The 26,103-nt window shown below is 60.7% G+C and carries 26 protein-coding genes; 8 read left to right on the top strand and 18 right to left on the bottom strand.

The features are described 5' to 3' along the window. Nucleotides 1-119: 119 nt before the first annotated feature. Both ACP56T_RS21120 and ACP56T_RS21115 read left to right on the top strand, forming a co-directional pair. Nucleotides 120-1,091, top strand: a complete 972-nt coding sequence (locus ACP56T_RS21120) for an AraC family transcriptional regulator (protein ID WP_430914056.1) — start codon at nucleotides 120-122, stop codon at nucleotides 1,089-1,091. A gap of 485 nt (nucleotides 1,092-1,576) precedes the next feature. Continuing rightward, complete coding sequence (locus ACP56T_RS21115; RefSeq protein ID WP_043378323.1) at nucleotides 1,577-2,848, top strand: glycosyltransferase; 1,272 nt, start codon at nucleotides 1,577-1,579, stop codon at nucleotides 2,846-2,848. An 88-nt stretch (nucleotides 2,849-2,936) separates the two neighbouring features. Here the strand turns inward: ACP56T_RS21115 and tnpA are convergent, their stop codons facing one another. Beyond that, nucleotides 2,937-3,344, bottom strand: a complete 408-nt coding sequence (gene tnpA / locus ACP56T_RS21110; protein ID WP_043378321.1) for an IS200/IS605 family transposase — start codon at nucleotides 3,342-3,344, stop codon at nucleotides 2,937-2,939. Here tnpA and ACP56T_RS21105 point away from each other — a divergent pair. The 3 genes from ACP56T_RS21105 to ACP56T_RS21095 all read left to right on the top strand — a co-directional run bounded on the left by ACP56T_RS21105 (nucleotide 3,297) and on the right by ACP56T_RS21095 (nucleotide 7,828). After that, nucleotides 3,297-4,454, top strand: a complete 1,158-nt coding sequence (locus ACP56T_RS21105; RefSeq protein WP_308445284.1) for an RNA-guided endonuclease InsQ/TnpB family protein — start codon at nucleotides 3,297-3,299, stop codon at nucleotides 4,452-4,454. The genes tnpA and ACP56T_RS21105 overlap by 48 nt on opposite strands. Before the next feature lie 608 nt (nucleotides 4,455-5,062). Next, nucleotides 5,063-6,988 (top strand): diguanylate cyclase domain-containing protein, encoded by a 1,926-nt coding sequence (locus ACP56T_RS21100; protein WP_430914055.1) that lies wholly within the window; start codon nucleotides 5,063-5,065, stop codon nucleotides 6,986-6,988. Nucleotides 6,989-7,033: 45 nt separating this feature from the next. Continuing rightward, entirely contained in the window at nucleotides 7,034-7,828 is a 795-nt protein-coding gene (locus ACP56T_RS21095) for a putative bifunctional diguanylate cyclase/phosphodiesterase (RefSeq protein ID WP_430914054.1), read from the top strand. A gap of 66 nt (nucleotides 7,829-7,894) precedes the next feature. On the opposite strand, the gene ACP56T_RS21090 is transcribed toward ACP56T_RS21095, so the two are convergent. After that, complete coding sequence (locus ACP56T_RS21090; protein WP_043378319.1) at nucleotides 7,895-8,227, bottom strand: hypothetical protein; 333 nt, start codon at nucleotides 8,225-8,227, stop codon at nucleotides 7,895-7,897. 226 nt (nucleotides 8,228-8,453) lie between these two features. Here ACP56T_RS21090 and ACP56T_RS21085 point away from each other — a divergent pair, with 226 nt between their 5' ends. Both ACP56T_RS21085 and ACP56T_RS21080 read left to right on the top strand, forming a co-directional pair. After that, complete coding sequence (locus ACP56T_RS21085) at nucleotides 8,454-9,329, top strand: cytochrome P460 family protein (protein WP_051975888.1); 876 nt, start codon at nucleotides 8,454-8,456, stop codon at nucleotides 9,327-9,329. A gap of 36 nt (nucleotides 9,330-9,365) precedes the next feature. Continuing rightward, entirely contained in the window at nucleotides 9,366-9,962 is a 597-nt protein-coding gene (locus ACP56T_RS21080) for a cytochrome P460 family protein (RefSeq protein ID WP_051975887.1), read from the top strand. A 473-nt stretch (nucleotides 9,963-10,435) separates the two neighbouring features. Here ACP56T_RS21080 and ACP56T_RS21075 read toward each other — a convergent pair whose 3' ends face one another. The 5 genes from ACP56T_RS21075 to ACP56T_RS21055 all read right to left on the bottom strand — a co-directional run bounded on the left by ACP56T_RS21075 (nucleotide 10,436) and on the right by ACP56T_RS21055 (nucleotide 13,340). Then, nucleotides 10,436-11,347, bottom strand: coding sequence for a helix-turn-helix domain-containing protein (locus tag ACP56T_RS21075; RefSeq protein ID WP_139239449.1), 912 nt, complete (start codon nucleotides 11,345-11,347; stop codon nucleotides 10,436-10,438). After that, entirely contained in the window at nucleotides 11,344-11,484 is a 141-nt protein-coding gene (locus ACP56T_RS21070) for a hypothetical protein (protein ID WP_158713259.1), read from the bottom strand. The genes ACP56T_RS21075 and ACP56T_RS21070 overlap by 4 nt, the downstream gene beginning before the upstream one ends. Before the next feature lie 343 nt (nucleotides 11,485-11,827). Beyond that, nucleotides 11,828-12,379: a carboxymuconolactone decarboxylase family protein gene (locus ACP56T_RS21065; RefSeq protein WP_043378316.1), complete on the bottom strand. Its 552-nt coding sequence runs from the start codon at nucleotides 12,377-12,379 to the stop codon at nucleotides 11,828-11,830. A 45-nt stretch (nucleotides 12,380-12,424) separates the two neighbouring features. After that, nucleotides 12,425-12,952, bottom strand: coding sequence for a YkgB family protein (locus ACP56T_RS21060; protein WP_043378313.1), 528 nt, complete (start codon nucleotides 12,950-12,952; stop codon nucleotides 12,425-12,427). A 79-nt stretch (nucleotides 12,953-13,031) separates the two neighbouring features. Next, nucleotides 13,032-13,340 carry a hypothetical protein gene (locus ACP56T_RS21055; protein ID WP_043378310.1) on the bottom strand — a complete coding sequence of 103 codons (309 nt, stop codon included), beginning with the start codon at nucleotides 13,338-13,340 and terminating at the stop codon, nucleotides 13,032-13,034. A gap of 168 nt (nucleotides 13,341-13,508) precedes the next feature. Between ACP56T_RS21055 and ACP56T_RS21050 the strand changes: the two genes are divergently transcribed. Further along, complete coding sequence (locus tag ACP56T_RS21050; protein WP_081948528.1) at nucleotides 13,509-14,024, top strand: MarR family winged helix-turn-helix transcriptional regulator; 516 nt, start codon at nucleotides 13,509-13,511, stop codon at nucleotides 14,022-14,024. Here the strand turns inward: ACP56T_RS21050 and ACP56T_RS21045 are convergent. From ACP56T_RS21045 to ACP56T_RS20995, 11 genes are all read right to left on the bottom strand, one after another. After that, nucleotides 14,015-14,446, bottom strand: a complete 432-nt coding sequence (locus tag ACP56T_RS21045) for a LysR family transcriptional regulator (RefSeq protein WP_179239981.1) — start codon at nucleotides 14,444-14,446, stop codon at nucleotides 14,015-14,017. The two genes, ACP56T_RS21050 and ACP56T_RS21045, sit on opposite strands and share 10 nt — an antisense overlap. Nucleotides 14,447-14,474: 28 nt before the next feature. Next, nucleotides 14,475-14,795 (bottom strand): hypothetical protein, encoded by a 321-nt coding sequence (locus ACP56T_RS21040; protein WP_059408427.1) that lies wholly within the window; start codon nucleotides 14,793-14,795, stop codon nucleotides 14,475-14,477. After that, the gene (locus ACP56T_RS21035) at nucleotides 14,732-15,109 is read right to left on the bottom strand and encodes a cyclase family protein (RefSeq protein ID WP_353809101.1); all 378 of its coding nucleotides are present in this window, start codon (nucleotides 15,107-15,109) and stop codon (nucleotides 14,732-14,734) included. Before ACP56T_RS21035 ends, ACP56T_RS21040 begins: the two co-directional genes overlap by 64 nt. Before the next feature lie 213 nt (nucleotides 15,110-15,322). Then, a complete protein-coding gene (locus ACP56T_RS21030; protein WP_059408428.1) occupies nucleotides 15,323-15,691 on the bottom strand; it encodes a cupin domain-containing protein in 369 nt (122 codons plus the stop codon). Between the two features lie 1,070 nt (nucleotides 15,692-16,761). Next, on the bottom strand, nucleotides 16,762-17,853 hold the full coding sequence (locus ACP56T_RS21025; RefSeq protein ID WP_139239620.1) for a hypothetical protein: 1,092 nt from the start codon (nucleotides 17,851-17,853) through the stop codon (nucleotides 16,762-16,764). Further along, nucleotides 17,846-18,898: an AAA family ATPase gene (locus ACP56T_RS21020; protein WP_179696867.1), complete on the bottom strand. Its 1,053-nt coding sequence runs from the start codon at nucleotides 18,896-18,898 to the stop codon at nucleotides 17,846-17,848. The genes ACP56T_RS21025 and ACP56T_RS21020 overlap by 8 nt, the downstream gene beginning before the upstream one ends. Before the next feature lies 1 nt (nucleotide 18,899). After that, a complete protein-coding gene (locus ACP56T_RS21015; RefSeq protein ID WP_081948797.1) occupies nucleotides 18,900-21,134 on the bottom strand; it encodes a DDE-type integrase/transposase/recombinase in 2,235 nt (744 codons plus the stop codon). Continuing rightward, a complete protein-coding gene (locus tag ACP56T_RS21010) occupies nucleotides 21,131-21,946 on the bottom strand; it encodes a hypothetical protein (protein ID WP_139239581.1) in 816 nt (271 codons plus the stop codon). Before ACP56T_RS21010 ends, ACP56T_RS21015 begins: the two co-directional genes overlap by 4 nt. A 700-nt stretch (nucleotides 21,947-22,646) precedes the next feature. Next, the gene (locus tag ACP56T_RS21005; protein ID WP_139239580.1) at nucleotides 22,647-23,225 is read right to left on the bottom strand and encodes an ABC transporter C-terminal domain-containing protein; all 579 of its coding nucleotides are present in this window, start codon (nucleotides 23,223-23,225) and stop codon (nucleotides 22,647-22,649) included. A 1,862-nt stretch (nucleotides 23,226-25,087) separates the two neighbouring features. Continuing rightward, nucleotides 25,088-25,558: a hypothetical protein gene (locus ACP56T_RS21000; RefSeq protein ID WP_139239579.1), complete on the bottom strand. Its 471-nt coding sequence runs from the start codon at nucleotides 25,556-25,558 to the stop codon at nucleotides 25,088-25,090. Between the two features lie 236 nt (nucleotides 25,559-25,794). Next, on the bottom strand, nucleotides 25,795-26,103 hold a 309-nt coding region (locus ACP56T_RS20995), incomplete at its 5' end, for an integrase core domain-containing protein (protein WP_430914053.1).

The following is a 26,103-nucleotide window of genomic DNA, read 5'->3' as shown; positions in this document are numbered from 1 at the left end:
GATCGGTATCGTCGCGCCCTTCACTACGCCTTCGCTCGCGGGGCATGGTGGGCGACATCAACCCCAGACGACGAAGCGGGCATCAAGCCCGCTTCTCCGCCATCAACCTCGAATGACGAATGACCAAATTACTATCGACTTTGACGGTGAGGGTTCATGCCTTCGCATTCTGCGAGATTCAATCGGGGTGGCGATTGCGGAAGCAGGGCATCGCTGACGCCCTGCTCGTCCATTATGTCTTGTCAGGCACCGGGACTATCGTCGTCGGCGACCAGGAGCCCGTGGCCTTCGGGCCGAACAGCATGGTGATTCCGCCGCGCGGCGTTCCTCACTCCCTCGGTTTCGCCGGGGCCATGCACACGGTTACAGCTCGAGATGCGCTCAGGGTGCTTCCCGACGGCCTCGTCGCGCTGACGGCCGGCGACGGCAGTCGCGACATCCTCGTGGCTTGCGGCGCGATCTCGGCCAGTTACGCCGGCGCGCTCGGCCTCTTCGACCGCCTGCAGGGCGCATTGATCGAGGACCTGTCGGGCAACGACCGACTGCGGCACGCCTTCGCCTTCATGATCGAGGAGTTGGTCCAGCCCGGACTCGGCACGCAGGAGGTGACGAGCGCGCTGATGAGGCAGTGCCTCGCCATTCTGCTGCGGGTTCACCTGAAGGAGCGGGGTACCAGTTCGCCAATCTTCGCGGCGCTGCGGGATCCGCGGCTCATGCGCGCCGTCGCGGCGGTCCTCGACGCACCCGGCGCCTCCCACACGGTCGATAGTCTCGCTGCACTCTGCGGGATGAGCCGGTCCGCGTTCGCCGAGCGGTTCTCCGCCATCTTCGGCGAGGGGCCCATCGAGTACCTGCACCGGGTCCGCCTGCGCCTCGCGGCACAGTTGCTGACGACGTCGCCCATGCCCGTGAAGGTCATCGCCGCAAGTGTGGGCTACACCAGTCGAAGCTACTTCTCGCATGCCTTCAAGGCGGCCTACGGCGTCGATCCGAGCGCATACCGCGGTCGATGCGCGGACGCGGCCAAGGCCATCGAACCCGGATCCAACGCGACCTTCGACTCCGCACAGGATGTCACGGGCGAAGATTGAGCGCGCGCTGGCCTGGAGAACCGGCAGCCCATGCGACGACGACATCGAGCCTACCATCTTCGCGATTTCCCGCTCGATTTTGCGGATCGAAGGCAGGCATGGAAGCGGACTGGCGTGCGTTATCGTCCAAAACAGGTGCTGCGCCGCATATCCCGTGTCGACAATTTCAGATCGGTCGCAGTCCTATGGCGAGCGGCACCGTTGCGACGTGCGCGGCGGCCGCACGTGCATGAGGCGCCACATTCGAGGTGATCGCCTGACATGCGATGGAACAAGGCTTGTTTCACGTGCCGTCCGACCAGCGACGGACGCGGTGCGGCTTCCTGGTTCCCCCGCAGGAGCGAGTTCGCATCACCTTGGCCGAACTTCGCAACGCCGATTGCGAAGGCGCCAGCCGATACTTGCGGAACCGCTGGTAACGGACCGAGCGACACACGCGAAATAAATGTGACTAACCCTGATCGAGGATTGCGCCGGATGTCGGCATGAAAGTTTTGATTGCAGCCAGCCCCCTTACGGGCCACGTCAACCCCCTGTTGGCTGTGGGACGACTGCTGGCCAGGCGCGGCGACACCGTCTTGGTGGTGACCGATCCTTCGTTTCGGCAGAAGGTCGAATCTTCGGGTTTGCGCCTCACAGCTTACGAAGACAGGGGTGCGGCGACCTATCTGGAGCCGCACCTGCCGCCTGGACCGGTGCGGTGGACGCACGAATTCGAGCACCGCTTCATCGAACCGATGGCGACGCAAGCCGCGGTTCTGCGCGAGACGATCCGGACGGAGGCTCCGGATGTGATCGTGGCAGGCAGCCTGTTTCTTGGGATCTTGCCGCTTCTTCTCGATGCGACGACGTGCCGGCCTCCGATCATCGTACTCAACATCAGCTTTCTGTTCCTCGACCGTCCCGACGATGCGCCGGTCGGCATGGGGCTGCTCCCGGCCCGGGACGACATCGAGCGTGCTCGCTACGCCGCATTGAAGGTGGGTCTCGATGCCTCATTCGTCCGACCGGTTCGCGCCCTCACCGACGCCCGCCTGGCCCGGCTCGGCGCGCGACCTTTGCCAGCCTCGTTGACCCAATCGCTCGCGATACTGCCCGACGCATTCCTGCAGCCGAGCGTCCGCGAGTTCGAGTACGATTTCGGTACGTTTCCTCCAGGACTGCGTTTTGTCGGGCTGCTGCCGACCACGCCGATGGCGGTCGCGGTACCGGAATGGTGGCCGGATCTGGAGAGCGGCAAGAGCATCATCCTAGTGACACAAGGCACGCTCGCAAACGCTGATTTCAGCGAACTACTTGAGCCGACGCTCCAGGCGCTTGAGGGGCGCGACGATCTTCTCATCGTTGCAACAACTGGCGGGAGATCCGTAGAGGAGATACACTGTGAAATACCGGCTAATGGCCGGGTCGCCACCTTTCTGCCTTTCGACGTGCTTCTCCCCAAAATCGATCTCCTGGTAACCAACGGGGGCTACGGAAGCGTCTCACAAGCTCTCGCCGCTGGCGTTCCGATTGTCTCCGCCGGCTTGACCGAGGACAAGGCCGAGGTCGGAGCCCGGATCGAGTGGTCGGGCGTCGGCTTGAATCTTGCGACGAACCGCCCGACCGTGGACGCCTTGCGTTGGGCCGTCGAGAGGGTGCTCACGGAGCAGCGGTTTCGCGAACGTGCTCGTGTGATGGCACGGGCCTTCGCCGATCTGGACCCAGGGCGCGAGATCCTAGCTGCCATCGACGCTCTCACCCACGTGTCGGGGTAGAGTTTCGACTTTCGCTCTTAGCGGAACGCGCGCCAATCCCTCTTCTTTCAGGGAGAGGTTGTAGGCGCGCTCGCGGCGACAGCCGCGATCAGCGACCTTGGTTCTCGATGTACTGCTTCAGGATCGAGAGCGGGGCGCCGCCCACCGACCCGGCGAAGTAGCTCGGTGTCCACAGCACGCCTCGGCTCTTCCTGACAGACCAGAACGAGGCGATCTCGGGGAACTCCTTCTTCAGCAGGCGGCTCGACACTCCCTTCAAGCTGTTGACCAGTTCCGAGAGCCGAACCTTCGGCGGATAGAACACCAGCAGGTGAACGTGGTCCCGCTCGCCGTTGAACTCGCGCAACTCGACCTCGAAGTCCGCACACACGCTGGCGAAGATCGCTTGGAGCCGGTCGAGGTGCGCACGGGTCAGCACCTTGCCCCGCCGCTTCGTCGTGAACACTAGGTGGGCGTGCAGGGTGAAGACGACGTGCCGCCCGGTGCGAAGCTCCATAGACCAAACCGTCTCGATGCCCTATGTCAAGGGCGTGACCACCCTTACAGACCAAACGGTTCTGAAGACCTTCAGCTTCCGCGTCAAGGACGCGACGAGCGGCTGATCGCGCTCGGCGATGCGGTCAATACGGTCTGGAACTACTTTAACGAGATCAGCATGCGCTCGGCACAGCGTGGTCCGATCTGGGCGGCCAAGAAGCAGCTTCGCGTTCTGACCAAGGGCAGTGGCAAGCTGCTCGGCCTTCCGTCGCAGGTCGTGCAAGAGATGATCAACCAGTACGTCATAAAACGGAAGGCTGCGCGCCGTCCGAAGCTTCGCTGGCGTGCGAGCCGTGGGCCCAGGCGGGCGCTCGGGTGGGTGCCGTTCACGAACCAAGACATCGCCCTCGACGGAACAACCGTGCTCCTGCGTGGCCAGCGCTTCCGCCTGTGGCTGCACCGCGCCGTCGAGGGGCGGATCAAGTCGGGCAACTTCAGCCAAGACGCGCGCGGCCGTTGGTACTGCAACCTCGTGTGCGAGGTGCCCCGTTCGCAGGGGCGCGGGCGCGATGACATCGGCGTCGATCTCGGGCTCAAGTCCGTCGCCAAGTGCTCGGACGGCACAGGACTTGAGCAGGCGCAGTTCTATCGCTGCCTCGAACCCAAGCTCGCCGAAGCGCAGCGCAAGAGGCGCAAGCGGCAGGTCAAATCGATTCACGCCAAGATCGCCAATCGGCGGAAGGATGTGCTTCACAAATTCTCTCGGGCGCTCGTGGATCGCGCCCGCAAGATCACGGTCGGCGACGTGTCGGCCTCGGCTATGACGAAGACCCGGATGGCGAAGAGCGTGCTCGACGCCGGATGGTCTACGCTACGCGGCATGCTCCGGTACAAATGCGATCACGCAGGGGTCGCCTACGCCGAGGTGAACGAAGCCAACACGACACGGACCTGTTCGTTCTGTGGGCGCCTCAGTGGACCCACGGGGCTGGCCGGTCTCAGCATCAGGCGGTGGACGTGCGGCGAGTGCGGATCAGAACATGAGCGCGACCAGAATGCCGCGCGGAATATCGCTCGTCTCGGATGTGAGACGCCGTGCCCGTCCGGGCATGGAAGCCCCGGCTTTTAAGTCGGGGAGACATCACGAAGGTGCATCATGACAGCGCGATGACGCCTTCACATAACGTCATGCAGGTGATCGAGAGCCCGTTCGATTCCTCGCACCGGTCGAAAAGCGCCGTCGGTTGGATCTGCAGCCCCGAATGTGGCGTGCACGATCGATGCACCTTCCACGCCTGACGTCGACGAACGGAAATCGGGACGGCCGCGCTGTCCCGATCCGGGCGGGCGAGCGGGAAAGAGCTTTCGGACGCTGTGAAGGCCGGGCAAGGACTGCACGGCTATCCAGAGTGTAAATCATCAAGATTCATGTTCCGCGTTCCGGTTTCAAACGTCGAATGTCTGTAACAGACCCGTGTTCAGGAGCTCCAGGTGCGGATTTTCGCACGCACGCATGACTTGAGAGATATCGCTAGCCGGCTTATCGCTGCGGTTTTTGTCACCGATCCAATCGGTTATTCAGAAATATTTAGCGAATTCGGCCAACGGTCATTCGCCCGCATCCGCCAGAACGCTCTTCGCGCCATGTCGCCTCAGACCAAGCAACGACCGCCTGGACTCGCGGGCAGTGCTGCCCACATCCTGAGCCAACGTTGGCATGCCGCTCGGAAGCCGGGTATGGCGTTGCCGCCTTACGAAGAGATCGCTCTCGGCTCGCTCGGTCGTTTCGCCGATGGCACGGTGCTGGTGCGCCTCGACGGGCCAGATCTCGTCCACCTGCAAACGGCATCAGCCGTCGCTACATGGCTCGAAGGGACGCCCCGTCATGCCGCCGGACACCAGCGGAGCGACTGCGCGCGGCTCTTGGATCAAATCGTGCGACGCGCCCTCCGGACCGGCCAGCCAGAGCGGCAGGTTGCAAGCCGCGTCGAGAACGGCATCGTCGAGGTTCACGAGATCCTCGCGTTGCCCCTGCACACGCACTGGGGCTTCCCGGTCGCCCTCGTCCACGTCAGCGAACCCCAGACCCGATCCAGTCTCATCGAACAAGTCTACCAGTCGACCCGGGAAGGGGTTCTCGCCCTCGCGCCCGTGCGCGACGCGGACGGACAGCTGTGTGATCTGCAGATCGTCACCCTGAACGCCGGCGCCGCGCAGCTGATGCGCCGGTCGTTGGACAGCCTGTTGTGGCAGCATCTTTCCGAAGTCTACATGGGTCATCACGCGCAGGAGATCACAGCTCGCCTGTTCCGTGTCGTCGAGAACGGCGGAAGCGACAATTTCGAGCTGGAATTCATCGGGGACGATGCGGAATCCTACCTCAAGATCGCCGTAGCCCCACTCGGCGACCTGCTCGTAGTCACCCTCGTCGACATCACGGAGCTGCGCACCCGCGAAGCCTCCTTCCGGATGTTGTTCGAGGCCAACCCGGTTCCGATGTGGGTCTTGGACGCCGGATCCTTGCGCTTCCTCGACGTCAACACCGCCGCCGTCGAGCACTACGGCTACAGCCGCGACCGCTTCCTGGCGATGACAGCCCACGACATCCGACCGGAGGCGGACCGTGCCGAACTGCAGATCGTCTTCGCGAACCGGACGAAGCCCTACGATGGCGAGCGGATCTGGCGTCATTGCAAGGCGGATGGATCGGTGATCCAGATCCTGCCTTACGTGCGTCCGCTCATGCTGCGGGGCCGGCCGGCCGTGCTCGCTGCGAGCATCGACGTCACCGAGCGCCAGCTCGCCGAGGCGGAACTGCGCCGCACGCGCAGCTTCCTCGACACGGTGATCGAGAACATCCCCGCGATGCTCTACGTGCAGGATGCGGTTGATCACCGCCTCCTGCTCGTCAACCGTGCCTGCGAGGCCCTGCTCGGCGTGCCGCGCGACGAACTGATCGGAGGGCCGTCGCATGCTCTGTTTCAGCACACGACGGCCCGGGCCGTGCTGGATCAGGACGCGGCGCTGTTTCGCGCCAGCGGTCGGGACGCGATCGTCGAGGAGCGTCAATTCGAGACGCGCGGCAACGGTACGCGCCTCCTGCACGTCAAGAAGCTCGCCGTGAGCGACGAGGAAGGGCGACCGCAGTACCTGCTCGGGATCGCCGAGGACGTGACGGAGCGCCGCGCCGTTGAGGCGCGGATCGCTCACATGGCACACCACGACCCGCTCACCGACCTGCCGAACCGTGCCTGCTTCCGCGAACGTCTGAGCGACGCGCTCGAGCGACAGCATCGTCATGCCGAGCCGGCGGCCGTGCTCTGCCTCGATCTCGACGGGTTCAAGGCAGTCAACGACACGCTGGGACACGCAGCCGGCGACGCGCTGCTGCGCGCGGTGGCGGATCGCCTCCGGCACTGCGTGCGCGAGGAGGACTTGGTCGCCCGCTTCGGCGGTGACGAGTTCGCCATCCTGCAGGCGAGCGCGCCGTCGCCTGAAGCTGCGGGCCAGCTCGCCGCGCGCCTGGTCGAGTGCTTGGCGCAGCCGTTCTCCATCATCGGTCAGAAGGTGGTGATCGGAGCGAGCCTCGGTATCGCGATGCTGCCGGGCGACGGGACCACGCCGGACCTTCTGCTCAACAACGCCGACCTCGCGCTGTATTAGGCCAAAGCGGAGCGACGCGGCACGTTCCGGTTCTTCGAGCCGGAGATGAACGCCCGCATCCAGGCGCGTCGTACGCTGGAGCGCGAGCTGCGCGAGGCGCTGAACACCGGCGCCTTGGAGCTGTTCTACCAGCCGCTCCTGAACCTGCGGGAGAACCGCATCAACGCCTGCGAGGCGCTGCTGCGCTGGCGCCATCCCGAGCGTGGCTTCGTCTCGCCGGCCGAGTTCATCCCGATCGCCGAGGAGACCGGCCTGATCGCGCCGATCGGCGAATGGGTCCTGCGCGAAGCGTGCCGGGAGGCGGCAACCTGGCCGGGCGAGATCAAGGTCGCGGTCAATCTCTCGCCCGTGCAGTTCCGTCAGCAGAGCCTCGTCCCGGCCGTCGTGTCGGCCCTGGCGAACGCCGGGCTCGATCCCAGCCGACTGGAGCTGGAGATCACGGAGTCGGTGCTGCTCGCCGACAGCGACGCCAACCTGGCGGTCCTACACCGGCTGCGCAACCTCGGCGTGCGCATCGCCATGGACGATTTCGGGACGGGCTACTCCTCCTTGAGCTATCTCCGGACGTTTCCCTTCGACAAGATCAAGATCGATCAGTCCTTTGTGCGCGAGCTCGGTGTCAACCGCCACTGCGCGGCGATCGTGCGGGCGGTGGCCGGACTCGGTGCCGATCTGGGCATCACGACAGTGGCCGAAGGTGTCGAGACCGCGGCGCAGCGCGATCACCTGCAGCATGAGGGTTGCGACGAGATGCAGGGCTACCTGTTCAGCCGTCCGCTGCCGGTCGCCGATCTGCGGCAGCTGATCGCGGCGACTGAACAGGCCGCGCGAGCCGCCTGACGATCGCGCGCGCAACCCGGTTCGGACGAGGGCCGCATATGAACCTGCAGCCTCGTCGCACGTCGCTCAGGCTGTGCGCACGCGTTCAGGAAAGGCTGGTATCGCGCTCCGCGGGATGTGAGAGCCCTGATTCGCTGCCCGGCGTCCGCTCGCACCGCGCCCGCTCGGACCCCCGTTGGAGGCGGCCGCCGCTCGCATCGTCCCGATGCGCCCGGCGATGGTCTGCTCGGCCGCACTCGCGATGGCACGGGCGATCTCCTGGCCGACCTGATCCTGGTCGTCGGCGGCAGCGGCGACGGCGCGCGCCGTGCCACTCGACTGCGCGATCGTCGCCGCGATACCGCCGACCGCGTCCGTTGTGCTTTGCGCTGCGGCATGGATCGCGTCGACCTGACCCATGCTCCGGATCGTGAACGTCGCCTCTTTTTCGTGAACGCAATCGCGCGTCGGCGCGGGCACCCTTACGCGTCGCCTGCGAACCGGGCGTGATCTTGCAGAGGGCTGGTCGTGTGCCTCATATCTCGGGCTGGCCCGGCAACCGGCCAGGAACACGCGCGCGTGCCGAACCGTCGAGCTTCGCCCTGACGCGCCGTTCGGGCCATGCCGCAATCCGGAGGATCCGAAAATGTTCTTCATGTCTCGTCATCGCTGGACGCTGCTTCGGACGGCCGGGGCTGTCGCCCTGATGGTCGGCTGTGGCGGGATCCAGAGCTCCGAGGCGCAGACCACGCCGCCGCCCGCGGCCGGTACGGCGCGGTCGGGGCAAGTACCGCCGCCCCAGCCGAGCGGCGAACCGCAGCCCCGACAGACCCAGTCGCAGGAGCGCACCCCGGAGCAGCTTAGGCAGACGCCACCCCCGCAGCAAAGCGGCGCAGCCCGGCAGAACCAGCCGCAGGAGCGGGCTGCGGCCGCGGCCGAATCCGGTCGTCCGCCGGCCCAGCCGTACACGGTCGACGGCAGGCGGACCCCGTACGTCGCCGAGTACCTGCCGGACGGCCGGCTGGTGCGCCCGATCGGCTGGCGCGAGTGGCCGTTCATCGGCACGCCGCTGACGCCGAACCGGCTCAACCTACCGGAGGCGCCATTCCCGGAGTTTCACATCGTCTATGTCGAGCCGACTGCTTGGGAGCACTTCAAACGGACGGGAGAGTTCCGCGAAGGTACTGTGATCGTCAAGGAGCTCGTGCGCCAGCAGATCAACAGCACGACGGACCCGGCAAACGGCGCGATCACGGAATCGAGCGGCAAAGGCTATTTCATGGCAGAGTATGCCGGTCTCGAGGCGGCTGTGAAGGACTCGCGTCGCTTCGCGAACGAACCGGGTCAATGGGCCTACTTCTCCTTCGGTCACGTGCCCGAGGCACAATACGCCTCGGCGACCGAGGTAAAGGCCGTCGAGACCTGCAATGCCTGCCATGCTGCAAACGCCGGCCGGGATTTCGTATTCATTCAGCACTACCCGGTGCTGCGTGGCTTGCTGGAGCGCGTCGGCAAGAACTAGGGGCCCAAGCGCTCGGCGTTGTCAGTGGAGGATCATATGTTCCGTCGCCGTCTTCCCTCGGCTACTCTTCTTCTAACCTGCGGAGCGACGCTCGCCGCGGCGACAGGCTTGCTCGCCCAACAGGTACGGTCCGCGAACGTTGCAGAAACCCCGAGGGCGTCGGTTGGGCTGGTCGACGTCGCCGGCACCATGCGTCTACCTCTCGACTATCGAGCGGCTTACCAGTTCCTCGGCACCTGGGCTGTCGCCTCCGATACCGTGCCAGGCTCGAAGGAGATGCATACGGTCTACGTCTCTCCGGGCGCGATCGACGAGTATCGAGCCAACGGCCGGTTCAAAAATGGCACCGTCTTGGTGAAGGAGGTGTTCAACGCCGAGAGCGAGGACATGACCACCGGCCGGGTGAGTCGGGCCGCCGGTCTAGCCGGTTGGTTCATGATGGTGAAAGACGATCGCGGCAGCTACCCGGGCAATCCGCTTTGGGGTGACGGGTGGGGCTGGGCATGGTTCGACAAAGGGAGCCCGGACAAGACCAAGACGCTCGACTATCGCCAGGAATGTCTGGGCTGCCACACCCCGGCGCAAGCCACCGACTGGCTGTACGTCAAAGGTTACCCAGTCCTTGCCCGCTGAGGCCACGCTGCTGCTCGATCAAGCTGGATGGCACATCACGACGAAGCTCGCGGTTGTTGTCATCATCCTAGCGCCATTGCCCTCGACCTCTGCTGCGACGCCTGCAACGGGCTCGTCGACTGATCCCCGCGCATCACCTCCATCAGCCTGAGCGAATGGGCCAGGCGCTCTGTTCACTAAGAGGTCCGAACAACCTGCCGCCGCGTGATCTCGTAAGTTTCATCTTTCTTATTTATTGGCAGGGGGCATTTATTGTCTTCGATTGATAAAACAAAAAATATCTAGTTAATGTATATCATAATTACAATATCGATATATCACGGGACAAAAGTAATTATTTAATGTATCAAATTAACTAAAGCAATATGCAATACTCGTTGCTGGAATTTATCCAGACGTGCATGCAAAGTCCTCTCCGAAAAAATTGAGAATCCTGCTGCAGCCGTCGCTTCGGTGTGGAGTGTCAGAAAAATTCACGAGAGCCGCTCCCGTCGATATGCACTCGGCGTACAACCAATCTGCTTGCGAAACCTGGTCGCGAAGTGCTGCGAGGAGTGGAATCCGCACGCAAAGGCGACCTCGGTGATCGAGCGGCGCGGATCGAGCAGCATTTCGCACGCGCGTTCGATACGACGGCGCATGAGCCAACGGTGGGGAGGCAAACCCGTTGCCTTGGCAACAAGAGTCGTGAGCTTGCGTGGAGATAGCTGCGCCGCGCGAGCCACGTCCACCAGCCTGATATCGTCGGCCCAACGCGATTCCATGTACTCGATCGCCCTTCCGACGGCGGGATCGAAACGGCTACGGCGCGGACCGAGGGATTCCCAACGGACTGCGCCGTTCATGGACGAGTGCTGCCGAAGAAGATGGACCGCAACCTCCAGTCCCAACGTATCGATGCGAAGACGCGATAAAGGTCGAGCCATGCGCATTTCAGCCAGCATCTCGACTTCAAGGCGACGAAGTTGCCAGTCAGGAACGGCTCTGGGGTCAATCGATCCTGTTGGCGCAGCAGACGAAACTGAATCCCCGGACTCGACTATATCGCCAAGCGACGGTTCAGGTACGTAGATATTCAGGGTGCGAAATCCGCCGATCGGAAGCCGCGGGTGTTCATCTAGACACACCAAGTAAATGCTACTTAGTGATTTTTGAGTATGAAATTGATAATTATCGTCTTGCAAAATGTCGCAGTCGAATGTGCAGAACCGAAGTGTCAAGTCATGGTGCTCGCGGTTCGGCTCGGCCCAAGGCTTCCAAGCCTCATCGTCGTTGCGCGTCTGGAACGCCACGGATTCGGTGTACTCTGCTCGTCCCTTCGGCCGCTTGACTGGTTGGCTATCCCGGCCTTGTGCCAAAAGGGCGATGATCGCCGGCGTGTTCACGAGCAGTCCCCCCTCCGATCCGGGCGCCCATAGTTCAGCGCACGCGGCACGAAGCCGAGCGCCTGTTCGACGTCGGCGAGCACCACCTTCGAAGCTCCGGAGCAGAGGTCGGTAGTATGGACGGTGAACTGGATCATAACGGGGTCTTCCGGCGATCTTGGGCGGGGGCGTGGATCGCCCGGAACGGCCGCTAGTGCACAGACGCCAACGAACGCACCACGTGCCTGTCCGTTAACTTGCTGCTATCGATGCGAAAACGGCGCTGCCTTGTGTACGCTTTGTCGGCGTCAGAGCACTAGCTGGACCTCGTCATACGATCGGAGAACGCAGCGCGTCGGGCTGGAGCGCTCTCCGCCGAAATGAATGACGGTCCGGTTAAAGAGAGTGCGTCGAAACGGAGCTCATGCGCCCCACGGCGGTGATCCGCACTCCCACGACGGAGCCAGAGCCCATGTGCCGAGGCTCCGGCTCCGCTCGACGTCAGCCCGCGATGCGCGTGGCAGGCCCGATATGCGGGAAGTCGACCTCGGTCTTGAACACCTCGTTGACGTAGTTGGTCAGCACGTTGACCGCGACATGAAGCACGATCTCGACGATCTGCGCGTCCGTGTAACCGACCCTGCGCAAAGCCGCGAGGTCGTCCTCAGCGACATCGGCGCGGGTGACCGCGATCTTGCGGGCGAAGTTGACCGCCACATCCGCGCGGGCGTCGGTCGAGCGGCCTGTGCGGTTGGCCGCGATCTCCGCCTCATCCAGCTTGCGGTGCTTGGCGAGCGCCGTGTGGGCGGCGTTGCAGTAGTCGCAGCCGTTGACGTTCGCAATGGCCAGCGCGATGCGCTCGCGCGTCGCGGGATCGAGCGTACCCCGTGCGAGAGCACCGGAGAAGGCCAGCACGCCTTCCAGGCCGGCCGAGCTCTGCGCGAGGACCTTGTGAAGGTTCGGTACGACACCGAGCTGCGTTCTCACACCCTCAAGCAGATCTTTGACGCTACCGGTCGCCGTGACCGGGTCGATGGAAGCGATGCGTTGCATGGTGGGTCTCCTCATTAATGGTCGGTATCCGAGGCCGGCGACAAATCAGTCGCGACGGTGACGGATCGCCTTGAGCGAGTCGGCGGCAATCCAAAGCGAAATGGCGAGCAGGCCGACATCCTTGAGGAGGAACTGACCGATCGACACCGAGATGGCGGGGAAGCCGAGCTCCGGCGCGGCGACACCGGGCGTCGACGCCATAAAGCTCAGGGTCGTGACGAAGAGGCCGGCCGACAGGAGACCGCCGAGCGCGGAGAGCTTGGGGTTGACGAGCCGCGCGGCGACGAGGGCGCCGATGCTGAGTTCGAGCACGCCGAGGAAAGCCGAGAAGCCACGCACGCTGAAGATGCTGTAGAACCAGCTCAACAGCGGGCTGTTGCCGACCAGCGGAACCAGTCCTTCCGCTTCATAGGCTGTAAACTTCATTCCCCCGAACCAAGCGTAGATGACGGCGAGCGAACCGTAGAGCGCCGCTCGGGTCAGGTGATCCCCGTACCGCTCGATCGCAGTCAAAGCCGGACCGACTTCGACAAAGGCGCCGCTTCGGCCGGAAACAAGAGAGTGATTGGACATGGGAATCGAGCTTTCTATTGCGAAGTTGTGCCGGCGGAGACGAGATGCACCTTCGCCGTCCAGGAGAGGGTACGACGCATCACCGCGCCGGAACTTCAAAGCGGGCGCCCCGGACGTCGATGGCTCGCGTCGGGTTCCGAGCCGTCGATGCCGTGGTCGCAGGCTGTCCGGAAGAGGCGGTGTAGGCGGTGGTCCGACCGTTGCTGCGCAACGGGGCAGGGCCCGCGCCGTTCGGGGCGGCGGGCGTGATCTCCCGGGGGTCGATCTCCGGCGCGACGAATTCGTGGCCCCAGGCGGTGAAGGTGCGGCTCTGCTGGGCCGCGGCCGGCAGCGTGGTGGCGGTCAAGGCAAACGCGACCGTGAACGCTGACATCGTGCGCATGAACATCTTGGATCTCCGTCGAGCCTGAGCGGGTCTCTGCCGCGATTGATTCGAGGCGGCGAATGGCGCCGCTCGTTGAACAAGTTTTATATAAAACCATTTTCGTCCGCGGCACGTGCGCCGGCGCACATGATGTGATATCAAACTTCTTGGAGGTCCGGCTCGGCGGCTCGCATGAGCGCTCGCTCGATCTATATCCTAGAACCAGCTTCCGTTTGGAACCACGACGTGCCCTCGTCCTTCAAGCTGACCCCCGTCGCGGCTGCAGCCATCGAGCAGGCATGCATCTGCGTCGCCGTCCAGCGCGCCGCCCGCGTGATCGGGCGCGAGTTCGACGCGGCGTTCCGAGCCGTCGGTCTTTCGAACTGGCAGTTCACACTTCTCACCGTGCTCGCCTGTGCTGACGGACCGACGATGCGTGAATTGGCCGATGAGCTTGCCCTCGATAAAAGCACGCTCACGGCCAACATCAAGCTGCTCGAGCGGCGTGGGTTGATCACGATCGAACCCGATCCGGACGATCGGCGTGCCCGGCGCGTTCACCTAACAGAGGTGGGCCGTGCCCGTCTCGACGAAACCGTTCCACTGTGGGAGCACATGCAGGCGGAGTGTTTGGCTCGTCTCGGCGAGGCAAATGCGGGCTCGCTTCGCCGAGCATTGGCGAAGTTGGCGGACCGTGATCAAGTCTGAACCCAAGTAGGCCGTCCGTATGGTCGTTGTCGATACTTGCATGAGTCGGGCTGTACGCGTCGAGAAGCTGACACGCTTGTCCCGCGGCGATGGCTGCGACCAGCTCCCCGAAGCGATCCCATTCGATCTATGTCGAGGGCGAGTGCGGAACGAACCGTGTGTTCGGAATCGACGATGATGGACCGTGCAGCACTCCGCAGCCGATGCCCGGCGATCGTCGGCTCTACGCCACGAGCCGACCCATCGAACAGCGAAACCGGCAGCGTGTCCTCGAGCGCACGAATTCGACGGCTCACTACGGACGCCGGCGATCCGAGTACCTCGGCGGCGCACCGAATGCTTCCAAGCTCGTTGACCTGAAGCGCGATATGCAACGATACGAGATCAATCGGGGTGGCTTCAAGCCGGCCTCCCGATCGCACGGTGCTTCCAGCCCGACGAGCCAAAGCGTCATCCGATCCGAGCGGGGCTCAGCCCCACGTCCTCCGCGGACCGGCCGGCTCGATTTGGCAGGTCGCTATCGCCGGCGGCCGGCATTAGGGCGAAAATCCGTGCGGGAAAGCCCGCGCTCTGCTTCATCTTTGGCCAACTCGCGACCGGCAGACAGCCGCACATGTGCACCTGATCGAGATTGACCGTCAGCTCGACCTGCCGGCGGGGCAATCCGAGAGCGTAGGCTTCCAAGAACACGGCGCCTCCGCTGACGATCACGTCCGGGTCGGTATCGGTGGTGTCATACCCGGAAGCGGTGATGTCTCGTTCCTCATGCACGTAGGCAGGAACGTCGCGGCTCCAGCCGGGAAGTGGCACATGCCGGCCACATGCCGGTTCAGCATGCCCTCCTGGCTGGGCCAGCGACGCGACCAGTCGGTCCGCGGCGCGACGAAGGCGCCCGCCGGCATGGGTCCGTTGTGTCCTTCCCAGGCTCGGACATCCTCAAGCCTCGCACGGTAATCCGGATCGGTTACCGTGTGCTCGCCGATGATCGACACGACGAGCGGAAAGACCAGCTCTGCACCGCTATCCGATGCAGGAAGCGGGGGACCCGCACGAACTGAGCTGGCGGGTCGACATGCGCGCCCCACTGGCCCTGCAATCGCCACTCCTCGGCAAGGAAGCCGTGTTTCTTGCTGCCCACGCCGGGATCTTGGTGGTAGATCACCGTCCGCTGCGCCGGGGCGAAGCTCGAGCGGTGGAGAATGTCCACGTCGAAGGCATGCGCCAGGTCCCCCAGCGCGCCGCACGCAGTTGCGGCAGCAGCGCCCAGAGATCCTCGACCGAATGCGGGTCGTGCCCCATCAGGCGACCCGGCCGAGCTCGCGAATGGTGTGCTCATTCTCGACGTTGCCGGTGTTCAGCGTGGTGTTCGGCTCCAACAGCACGACATGGCACTCGTCGGTGAGCGCCTCCGGCAAGTGCTCGGTCCCGTGAGGGACGATGATGAACTCGCCCGGATCGAGATCAAGCGCCGGCCGGTCGCGGAAGCTCATTCGCAACCGACCCTCGACGACGAGGAAGAGTTCGTCCTCCTGGTCGTGCTGGTGCCAGTGAAAGGAACCCCTAAACTTGGCGAGCTTGACCTGAAAGTCGCCCAGGTCGCCGGCGATCTTGGGGCTCCAGTGGTCCGAGAACGTGCTGAACGCCTTCGCGAGGTTGACCTTGTCCATGATGTCGCTCCTTGCTGTGGAGGGCTCTTGTTGCAGCCCCACGCGGCCGCGAGCGCAGCCCGGATGGCCTCGAACTGGTCGGCGAGCGCGGACGATTGGGCCTGGAAGACGCCATCCAACACTGCCGTGCCGACCGTGAACGCGACGGCCCCCGCGCATAGGGCCTCTATCACCCGCTCGGGCCGATCGATCAAGCCCGCGACGACCACCGGTTCGGCACGGTGTCGAGGCCGCGTTGCCCGCCTTGCGCAGCAGGCTCTAGGACGTGAACGCCGAGGACGCTCCGTGCACCTTGTCGCGCAGCATCGGAGCGGCGAGCGCGTCACGAGGTGGCATCGCCCCCCCTTCAAGCCTCGACCCGGATCGCGGCGGGTCCGGCCTCGAACCGGCCGACGATGGCGGCCTGTGCGAAGCCCGTGTCGGGCTCGGAATAAATTGGCACCGAAATAATCTGAGCTCTCAAGCGATCTCACCGCCGACGACACTCTTATTCTGTCACCGAATGCCGGCGAATTGACACCAAAAAGCAGTTCGAACAAATATTCTGACACTGGATCGACCGCACGATAGCTCCTCATTGACAGGGTGAAAGCCAGCTTTATTGAACCGACCGATAGACACCGAGCGCAGAACGGTTAAACAGCTGTAGCTACGCACGCTCTAGCCAGATTTCGGACATATGGATTCGGCGCGGCGAGCCTGTTCACATCACGACTCCGCACCTGATGTTGCAGCAGTTGAGAGACTGATTTCGAGGGAGTGGGACATGGAAAGGGCATCACCCGCGCAGCCGCCCCGCCGTAGCACTCGCGCGGAACCCTCAAATCAAAATACGAGCAAGCTTAATATTTTCGACGACGCATCCGGCCGTCCACAATGCAACATGATCTCTCAACTTGCGCGGGAAGATCTGTTTTTCAAGGCATTGTACCACCCAGGAGTGAGACTCCTGCTGGAATTCATCTCGGATGATTACAAGACGATGCGCGACATCGAACGAGAGATATTAGGAAAAGACGAAGCCGAGTCCTGCCTCAGGAGAGTCGCAGAACTCGAAATTGTTGAAAAAATCAAGACTGAAATGGGCCCGGCATATCGATTACGCCCACGGGCAATGATTCCGGTTCACGATTGGCTGGGACGCCTCTCAGGAAACTCTGGTATTTAAAGGAAATTGATCGCCAAGATTCCGAAGAAAAATCAGGCCTGACCCTGCGAACAACCATGTAGTTTTTCTCGTCAATTCCCATAATTCTAAAGATACGCCTCTCCATCGATCGCTTAAGCTTTCCGGAAGGGAGCAATTTTACTCGACAACGTACTTCCATGAACGCCGCAAACCAGCCCAATTTAATGCTACATTCTTCATGAGACCGGACTATATCTGCGATTATGCCATCGAGACAAGAGGGATATTCGAGCGCAAGCTCAAGGCCGCGGAAAGTTGCAAATGCCCCATGTGGCAAGATACGGCCTGCGACAATGAAGGATAGACTGGCGAGAACCGAGAAGAAGGCGAGTTGCTCGCGGGCAGTTGAATGCGCAATTATGGCCGGCAACTGCGTGAGGGCGTTCGCGTCGCGACGCAGCACGCCGACCATTAGCTTGGCCAACTCCTGTTTCCTCTCTGAGGCGTACCGGGGCGCGACCATACGCAAATCGATAGCGCAGTTTTGACACAGATAGACACTCTCGATTCCTACCCAAGAAAGCGACTTCTGACATGTAGGACAGATTTGAACAAAACATTCCCCAGTGTCCGGATCGCATGGAAGGCAGGCGACTTGCCAGTGCGCCCTGATCCAGGGAATACCATCCGATTTGAGCATGCCGGGTGCCACTCGCCGCCGATGTGGCTCGATGACGTCCAAGCCAGCGTCCTGACCGAAAAGCTCAAAGCCGTTCTTACCTTCGGCAAATGCATCATTTGCAAGCTTTTGCAGCTCGAGACCCGCAAGGTCCGCAAACGTCTCGAGTTGGTATCTGCGAAGCGGGACAGAAGCTAAGCTATTCGCGTCTACCTGCAGGCCAAAACGCAGAAGCATCTCGACCGATATACGTTTTATCCGAGCGTAGCGCACGACTACACTTCTTAGGTCCTCCCCAGGTTGTGCTTGTACGGTTCGACGCAGCCGCGCCGCTGAAGGAGGCACGTCACTCATCGTAAAGCGTCCTTCCTTTGCGTCGCTTCCTATCGTCCAAATTGATGCGCATTGCGTCCTCGACCGACAGCGGAATATTGGGAAGTTGGAAATCTTTGACCCAAGGATTTACGCCATTCATTGTAGGATCGTCGCCATGAAGTAGATCGAAAGCTTGATTTAAATGCTTGATAGACAACGTCGAAGGCATCGTTCCCTCAGCGCAATCGGCGAATGCCAAATCAGTCGCAGCGCGAGTGAGCAGGGTGAGCCGCCCAAGACGGCCGCGCGTTGCAAAAAATGTCGACTGTAACCAATCCTTCGTCGACAATCCCGGCTTCTGCAAGAACGGTAGCTTGTCTTCAAATTTTTTAATTACACTAGCGAACGCAATTTGTTCTTTCCGCGCACGGAACGGCAGCGGCTTTAAGAGTACTCTTGGACCCGCACGTTCCTTAACTGCCTCATGTCGCGAGAACAATTCCTCTAGGAGCGGAGAACCGGTGATTGCGATCGGAAACGTTGCTGCATTCTGCATGGTTATGAGCATACTTCTGGCTGCATCGACTGCCGCAGAAGATCCACTTCTGAACAAATTCTGGTACTCGTCGAGCGCGACAAGCGTGACGTTGTTGTCATTGGAAATATCTATAGCGCGCTGAATCGCGTCACGCTCACGTAGGGGCGGCTCATACCTGCGGCCCCGTGCGCTCACACGCAAATCCTCGAAGAGGCGCAACCATCGGGTCGCAACACCTAGCGGTGTTTCCCCGGCAGAAAGCTCGAGGTAAACGATCAAATGGCCGTTGCCTTCGATGAGCCGCTGAAGCCCCTTTCCGACCTGTGTGCCAGTAAGTTCTTCGATGTGACGTTTTAGAATTTCGCTTTTGCCGCAACGTGAATATCCGCGTATATATCCTACGGATCCTTCCCTGCGCCGATTCGGAGCGAACGTGAGGTGCTGGAGAGCCTGTGCGGCGATCTTGATCGCATCATGCCGTATAAAGATCCTGTCTATGTAATCCAGCCGCTTCTTGTGCGGAAGCTCGTGAGGGAATATTGCCACCTCAATCCTCCTCACCGAGGAGATCGCTCATATCTATTTCATCGGCAGGCATGTCATCGTAGATATCGACGATGTCCTCATCATCCGTATTTATTGCATTTATATTTTCTTCGCAGACCGCCTGGCTTTTATCTTGCGCCGCCAATTGGCCGAACAGATCAAGCGCAGTGCCGTCACGAACCAGACGCGTCAAAGCATGTTTACATACGCCGTCGACCATCACGCCGGTAAATCGTGCAGCGGTAACTGCACCGCGAGATGAACCAAGCTTCGAGGCTTTGTCGGTTTTGATGCCCATGCATCCAATCGACCGGCGGAACAGCGCCGAAAATCCATCCTCATAGTCGATCTTCGATTGCGGATTCTTTTTCTTCTGGCGAAGAAGCGCCTGTACAACTTCGTCCTGCCAAACAGTCCTGCCGTGTGCTGCCGCTGCGGTACAGGGAACAGCAATCTCTGAGGGAGTATCAGTATTAGGAACGGACACGAATATAACGCCGACGTCTCGTAGTGAAATTCTGCCAATCAGCGGAGTCATAGAGTTTTTGCGAACTCCGAAATTACCCGACGTACGGCGGATGCTCTGAAGCTCCGGGGATTGATAATGCTTGTTGCGCCACTGTATCCCCTCCCGGCCAGCGTTCACCTTTACCTCAATGGAGGCAAGAACGTCTACGCGAGCTTGTTCATCAGGAGTCAGAAGCCTAGGCTTATAGTTTCGCAGACCTCGCAGCCAGCGTTGCTCCGGGGTTTCCCAATCAAGACCTCTTTGGGGTCTGCGAGCGTAAACAGTGATAAAATATTCGTGCAGAAGCGCAACGAAATCATCTAGTTCAATAGCCGCCTCCTTCGCGGGGTTTGCAGCACCCCTGTCACGAGGGCTTGATCCGGTTCTTCCTTTAAGCCAAGAGACGAAATCATTCTCGAGCGTTCCAAAAAATCGTTCAATGTATGGTTTATCGTCTGGAAATCTGGGTCGCGCCAGCTCGAAGCCAATTCCAACTCTGCGGAGAGATCTCGCCATCTGTCTGCCGACGTACTCCCGTGCGCGATCGAACCGGACCTTGGTAGGCTTGCCATGTGCGAGCAGTGAGCCGCTGATATGCGGGAAGCGTTGAGCCACGTAGGTCTTTTCCTGAACGCCATGAGCAATGCACATCAAAGAAGGCAGCAGACCAGTACCTTCGAAAGACGGGTAGAATCCAACGGGATAGCCCGAGTAAACGTCTATCGCTAAAGTTATGTCCAATCTGCCTAACGCCGATTTTGACAACATTTGCCCGAGTTCTGTGCTTCCTAAAATGGGGATGAGGTCGATCGAGTGATGGTCAAGCTCCCAATGCTGATTGATACGTGTTGGCCGGACGAGTTTTCCGACGGCACCGAATTCCAAGTCCGCCGCATGTTTACCCTTTGTAGCTGCAAGCCGTATCCATCCGTCGTAACGATTGAACTCTGAAGTCACAGTTGTTGTTCTTACTGGCGGTATTTGGAGACTCTCCTCCAAATTTATTTCTTTAATTTTGGTGTTTACTTGACCGCGGATAATACCTGGCCGCAAGGCATGAGGTAGAGTGTCGGCTTGTTCACGAATGATCGTGGCAATAAGGTCCAGCACACGTTGGGATATTTTACGGTTGTATGGACGTTGGTAGTTGCCGTGGACGTTCGCCATCGGAGAGCCCTTCTTAAGCTCCGATCTCTGCAACCAACGCAAAATGCTGCGGGCCGATCGCATGGCCGGTGGATGAACGTCCTTTGGTAGAGCAGCATCTACGATTTCGCGAACAATCAATGCATTCGTTTCGTTTCGCGCGAACCTCTCACCTCGTTCTTCGGCGTCTCGGATCCTGCGCGCAAACTCTTCGACATATAAATCCTTCAATCCTGCAACTTCTCGCGCTTTTTTAGGAAGCGCCTCAAATTTCTCGTCATGCCTATACGACTCAGGCTCTGCATTTAGTCCGGCGATGTTTTTTCTACCAGGCCTTTTTATTTCGCCGAGCGCAATTTTGTGAATATATTCGGTCGGCAGCAGCTCAATCAGCCGAGGAGGGCCGGTTTCGGATTTGAAAATAAGTGGCGCACACCCTTCATCTTTATGAAGGAAACTAAACGGCCTTCCTTCGTAGATAATGAAAGCCCCGACCTCAAGATCGTCAGGTACAATATGATCTATGGTGACCGGCTCGATTGAGTCTTCGCTGCTCAGGTCCGCTTCCATGACGTCCGTCATACCTCGTCCCTCCGTCTGCCGGTGAGGAAGACAAGGCTCTCGTCTCTAGGGATTTCGTGGAGATCGATCCCGAGGAGGCCCTCACTTACACGCGCCAGAACCGTCCCCCGCGGGTCCTCTGCTTCACGCAGAACAGCGGACGCGGCATCCAGCGTCGTGGCGTTTTCGGCTGCGATAATATGTTCCCGGAGGCGGCGCCAATCCCCCTCACTAATCGGACGTCCGCCATGTGAGACCAGTTCGTCCACTACCTCCGGTGCAGCCATGTTGGCGATATGAAGGTCTAAGACCAATTTCCATTGTAGGCCGCAGCGTGTGTAGGCTTGCCGCACGGCACGGAGGCGAGCGCGCACAAGTGCGGCTTTCTCCCATTTCCGGATGCCCGACTCGTCGTAGCGGTCGGCCGGTTTCGGTGGCCACAGATCACAAGCACGCTTATTCTCAAGTCGGAACCTTGTTCCACCTAAAATGCTTAGAAAGTCCGGAGTGTACTCGAAGGAATTGCCTTCGGTACCCGTAACGCGGATGGTTTCAGGCTGGGCGTAGAATGCGTCAACGGCGGAGTGAACGTCCATCAGCATGCTGCAACGCTCTTCGGTCACAGACTCGAAGACGGTGTGGTTCATCATCTTCCACGAGTAGAACCCGCCAACTTTCCTTGAGCCACCTTGAGTGATGATCCGCCGTACGGGTTCGCCAGTTGGATATCTGAATACCTCTACGCCCGGACCAAGGCTTTCCCAGACTTTTTCGGGTCCAGATTTATGCAGTATTCTTTTGTCAGCGCTCCTAAATACACGAGGTTGAAACATGACATCTCCTCCGATAAACTAAACCTCTCCTTCTGCGATCGGCAGTTCAGTCGCTTGGCCCGATAAATATGCTTATTTCTACAGGGAAAATTTTTCGTCTACTGCTGCCAATCCACACTCAGCCGCGCGCCATCTGCTCGCCGTGCTGTGCCTGCTGCCGTTATTGCCCGCGCCCCGGAACGGCTTGAGGAACGGCTACGGACCAACACGACGCGAGCTCGATGCATGAGGGAGTCGATGACACCTCTTGGCGGGGGCCGGTCCGGCACCCACTTCGCCGCGCTCGATATCCAAGGTTGGGAGCCGGATGGACGGGCCTTCCAACCTGCTGAGCTGTTTGCCCGCGGAACACAGGGGCGCGTGCTGAAAGCCGTCGACCGCCCAGTACCGACCGATCCCACAGGGGAGAGGCTTGCCTTTGACGTCAAAAATGCCAAAGTCTCAGCGCTCGGCCCGTGCCTCTGCTTGCTACAGCGGCATGGTACCTGCAGAGTGTCGGTCGAAGTCCCTGCTTGCCACAGGGGCTTCGAAACAGACGAATCGAAAGTGTCTGGAGGTGCGAAGCTGGTTGCTAGCCTGAGATTCGCACCTGGAAGGCGCGGCCCAAAAGGCCGCGCCTTCGCTTTGCGCTATTGCGCACCACCTTTCCGGCGGCCTCCCAGCTGTAAGCCGGTGAATTCATGCTTCCTCCGCTGCACAGTCATGCTGGCACGATTGCCAAACCTGGCGACTCGGAGTCAGTTGGCGCTCCTTTGATGGACCACCTCTGATCTACCCGACTAAATGACACGAGCTGAGACCGATGGAGAGCCGTCTTGCACTTCGCAAGCACGGATATCGAGACGGTCCCATCTTCAGCGAATCGAGAATTGATCTCCGCAGATGTGACGCTTGAAGGATACGCTGCTTCGATCATCTCGACGACCAGAAGCACGGCTTTTTGACGCGCTGGACACAGTTGGCGCGTCAATTCAGCCAGCTTGTCTCTATCAACCAACCGCTTCTTGTCAGTGGGTGCAGTCGTAGTATTTTTTCCCTTTATCGGCCGACTTCGCTGCTCAGAAGGACCACCTCGCATGTCGCCATTGATGGGTATGAGAGGTAAATGCCCTTGTCGCTCCTGATGTGGAACGGCCGCGGTCTCGAAAAATTCCATGGCTTCGAGCGTTCTCATACGCAGTACTGCGACTGCTCGCTTAGAAGCGATCTGCTGAACCTGCTGCTCCATGGCAGCGATTTCAGCCTCAAGCTGCTCAATCTCTCGACGTCGTTTCGACATCTGGGTTCGCTCCCTCAGGCGGAGACGAAGAGCAATCCTCGGCATTTTGTAGAGCATTGGACAGCGGTGGCAAGTGGCTTGGATGGACATGGACGATTGATCTCCGCTGCCCTCCAAAAGCTCCGGACACATTCGGATCGGCCCCGCTCCGGAACAATCAGCTTATTATCCGTACTCAAGGACGCGAGCTAGGACTTCAAAGCTGTCTTGGGTCCACAGTCCGATCTTGGATTCAAGGAACGTCGGACGGTTGTGCTTGGTGCGATTGGCTTCTCGATATCGAGAGTGACCAAGCCCTGGCATACAAGAGCAAGGATTGCATCGACTGGGTCGACTCGTGACGTCGAGATGCATGCGAGCAACTCCGCCAACTTGAGGCCATTCGGCGCAGCATCTAGCTTTCCTAAAATTCTCACTCTGTCTCCGATAGATACGATGCTCTTTCGAGTGGCCCATATTGCTCTTGCATTACTCGCTCTTGGCTCCCGCAGAATCGTCGATCTGCTGATTCTTATCTGGTCTTTCGCTTGGTTTGAGTCAGTGCTGTTGGTGTGGTCCCGAACGAGGGAAACACGCATCTGCCCGCCCAAAATGGTAACGATCAAGTTCAGCACTTCGTGGGGGAGCGGCTCGGACTCGGCTTCGAATGCTATCACAGACGGATCAAGGGATAGTTGGACAAGGGCATCACGGTGCCAGCGCTGATTATATCTGATCGGCCGCATGTTTTTTATCGATACAAAACTGTGACGACTCGCTTTCCGTCCAAATTCGTTCCTTAGTTCAGCTGGGGAGATTGGGTCCATCTTGATTGCCTCCATGCCTGCTCAGCTCGCACCGGCAACGCACGGATCGGCGAGACATTAACTCATCGCGGCGGCAATCATCGCGAGCCAGCTGCCATCATTAACATCCGACATCCGGCGGCATTGCCTCCGATCGGCCCCGAAATACCAGCATGGATACAGTATAGACAAAATGGCGCACCACCAAATGAACGCTTCTGGCGGATCTGTGAATCATGGGGATGCCCGTCACCGGTTGTTACTGTAACCGCTTGAGCCGTCTGATGTAATGAGCGACTTGTCCACGCTGCTCGGGATCGGTGCTATCGGAGGCGCAACGGGCAAATCGGAGTGGGAGCCCGCAGAATTTTTCGCTGCGCCTTCTCGGCCATCTTCTGGCGGATCCAGACCGAAGCAAGCGGCGCGCTGTGGGAGTCGAGCCTGGACCTTGGCGATGGACCGCCCAGCTCTCCATCTATTGAGCCCGCGCTTGCGTTTGGAAGCGGCTCCTCAGCCTCTCAGGAGTACGGCTCGCAAGGCGGCGCGGTTTCTCTCGACGGAACCAGCGGGCTCGCTCCGGAGAATGGGGCCAGTGGTTGCGAAATGACGGAGTTTGCAGCTGAAACCGAGACGATCGTTAGGCTCATGGCCGATCACTTGGTGGGTGTGCCACCACGGTGCGCGTGATCGCTGATGGCAAGGCCTCGCGACAGCCTTGATTGTGCCGGCGCAGGGTATGAGTGGCCGCTTGCGTTCCCGCTGCTCGATCAGCTTCCGGGCATGCTTAGGTAGGCTGTCGGCAATCGCGACCATGACAGCTACTTCTTCCGCGAGCACGTCTGGAGCAAGGACGCTCGGCCCGCGATCCCGCCGCCGAGGAATGAGTCTCCCGCCGCTTGCCCGAAATGACGCCTCAACGGCTGCAACCGGGTTGAGCAACTCTCAGCTCAACTGAAGGACCGACGTGCGGCGGCCAGCCGCTGGGGGAAGACGGCTACCAGCTTGGACGGTGCGTCCGTCTTCCCGTTGACCTCGAGACGTCGCGGGCGTTCGCGTGCGATCGACGACTGCGAGATGCTAACTTTCACCAGTAGTACTTCTGCTCATCTTGACATATTGGTGCTCTAACCAGCGGCGCATACTCGCAATCAATTCGGATTTTCGGCCACTTATAGCTGCGCGCGCAAGCATGTCGTCGAACACGATATCAAAAGCGTCCTTTCCCGCACCTCCTTCCGGCGAAATGGGTGCGCCGATATGCAACTCGAGAGTCAGCAAGAGGTCGACGAGATAGGCGATTTCGGGCGGTGGCCCTTCGCTGACCCATCGGCTCACGCTGCGAGTTGAACTGCCGACCTCCTCCGCGAATGCTGCATCCGTTCGCCCTAGCTCACGGAGGCGCGAACGGAATTCCGCGCCGGTCATATTCGTCAGATGACTCTTGGAACGCCCGACCACGCAGGTTCCTTCGATCGCAGGTGCATCGCAGCCACCTGCGAAGGTGCCTCGCTTGGAGCATAACATCATTCCTTCGTGGATGTTTGTCACTCCGCGTCGGCACTTGTGCGGGCTCGCTCGGGAGCTGGTGCAACGGCTCGCCTCCGCGCTCAGCTGGTATGAGGCTACGTGTGGGGCAAAGCCCGAGTGGGCGCAGCCAGCCAACTGGCGGATCAGTCGCGCGAGCTGACGTCCCCCCATCGCTTTGGTCCGGCGTGAGTGCGAGTTTTCCGGTTTTGTGAGGGTCCCCCGGATTTTGGTCCGGCCGAAAGGTGAGCCTCCGGATCTCATTCGGCGGCCTGCAGGGCCGCCGCCAGGGCGAATTCCTGGGGTGTCAGCCACCCCAGGGCGGTGTGAGGACGGCTCTCGTTGTACTGCCGCCGCCACGTCTCGATCTTGCTCCTGGCGTCGGCCAACGACAAGAACCAGTTCGCGTTCAGGCACTCGTCGCGCAGGCGGCCGTTGAACGAATCGACCAGCGCGTTGTCGGTCGGCTTGCCAGGGCGCGAGAAGTCCAACGTGACGCCGTTCTCGTAGGCCCAGCGGTCGAGTGCTTTCGAGACGAACTCAGGCCCATTATCGACCTGGATCGCGCA

Origin of the sequence: Methylobacterium endophyticum, from assembly GCF_050591105.1 — a bacterium.
Lineage (GTDB): Bacteria > Pseudomonadota > Alphaproteobacteria > Rhizobiales > Beijerinckiaceae > Methylobacterium.
Note: the sequence above shows the minus strand (reverse complement) of the source record. Positions and strands in the feature narration are given on the sequence as shown.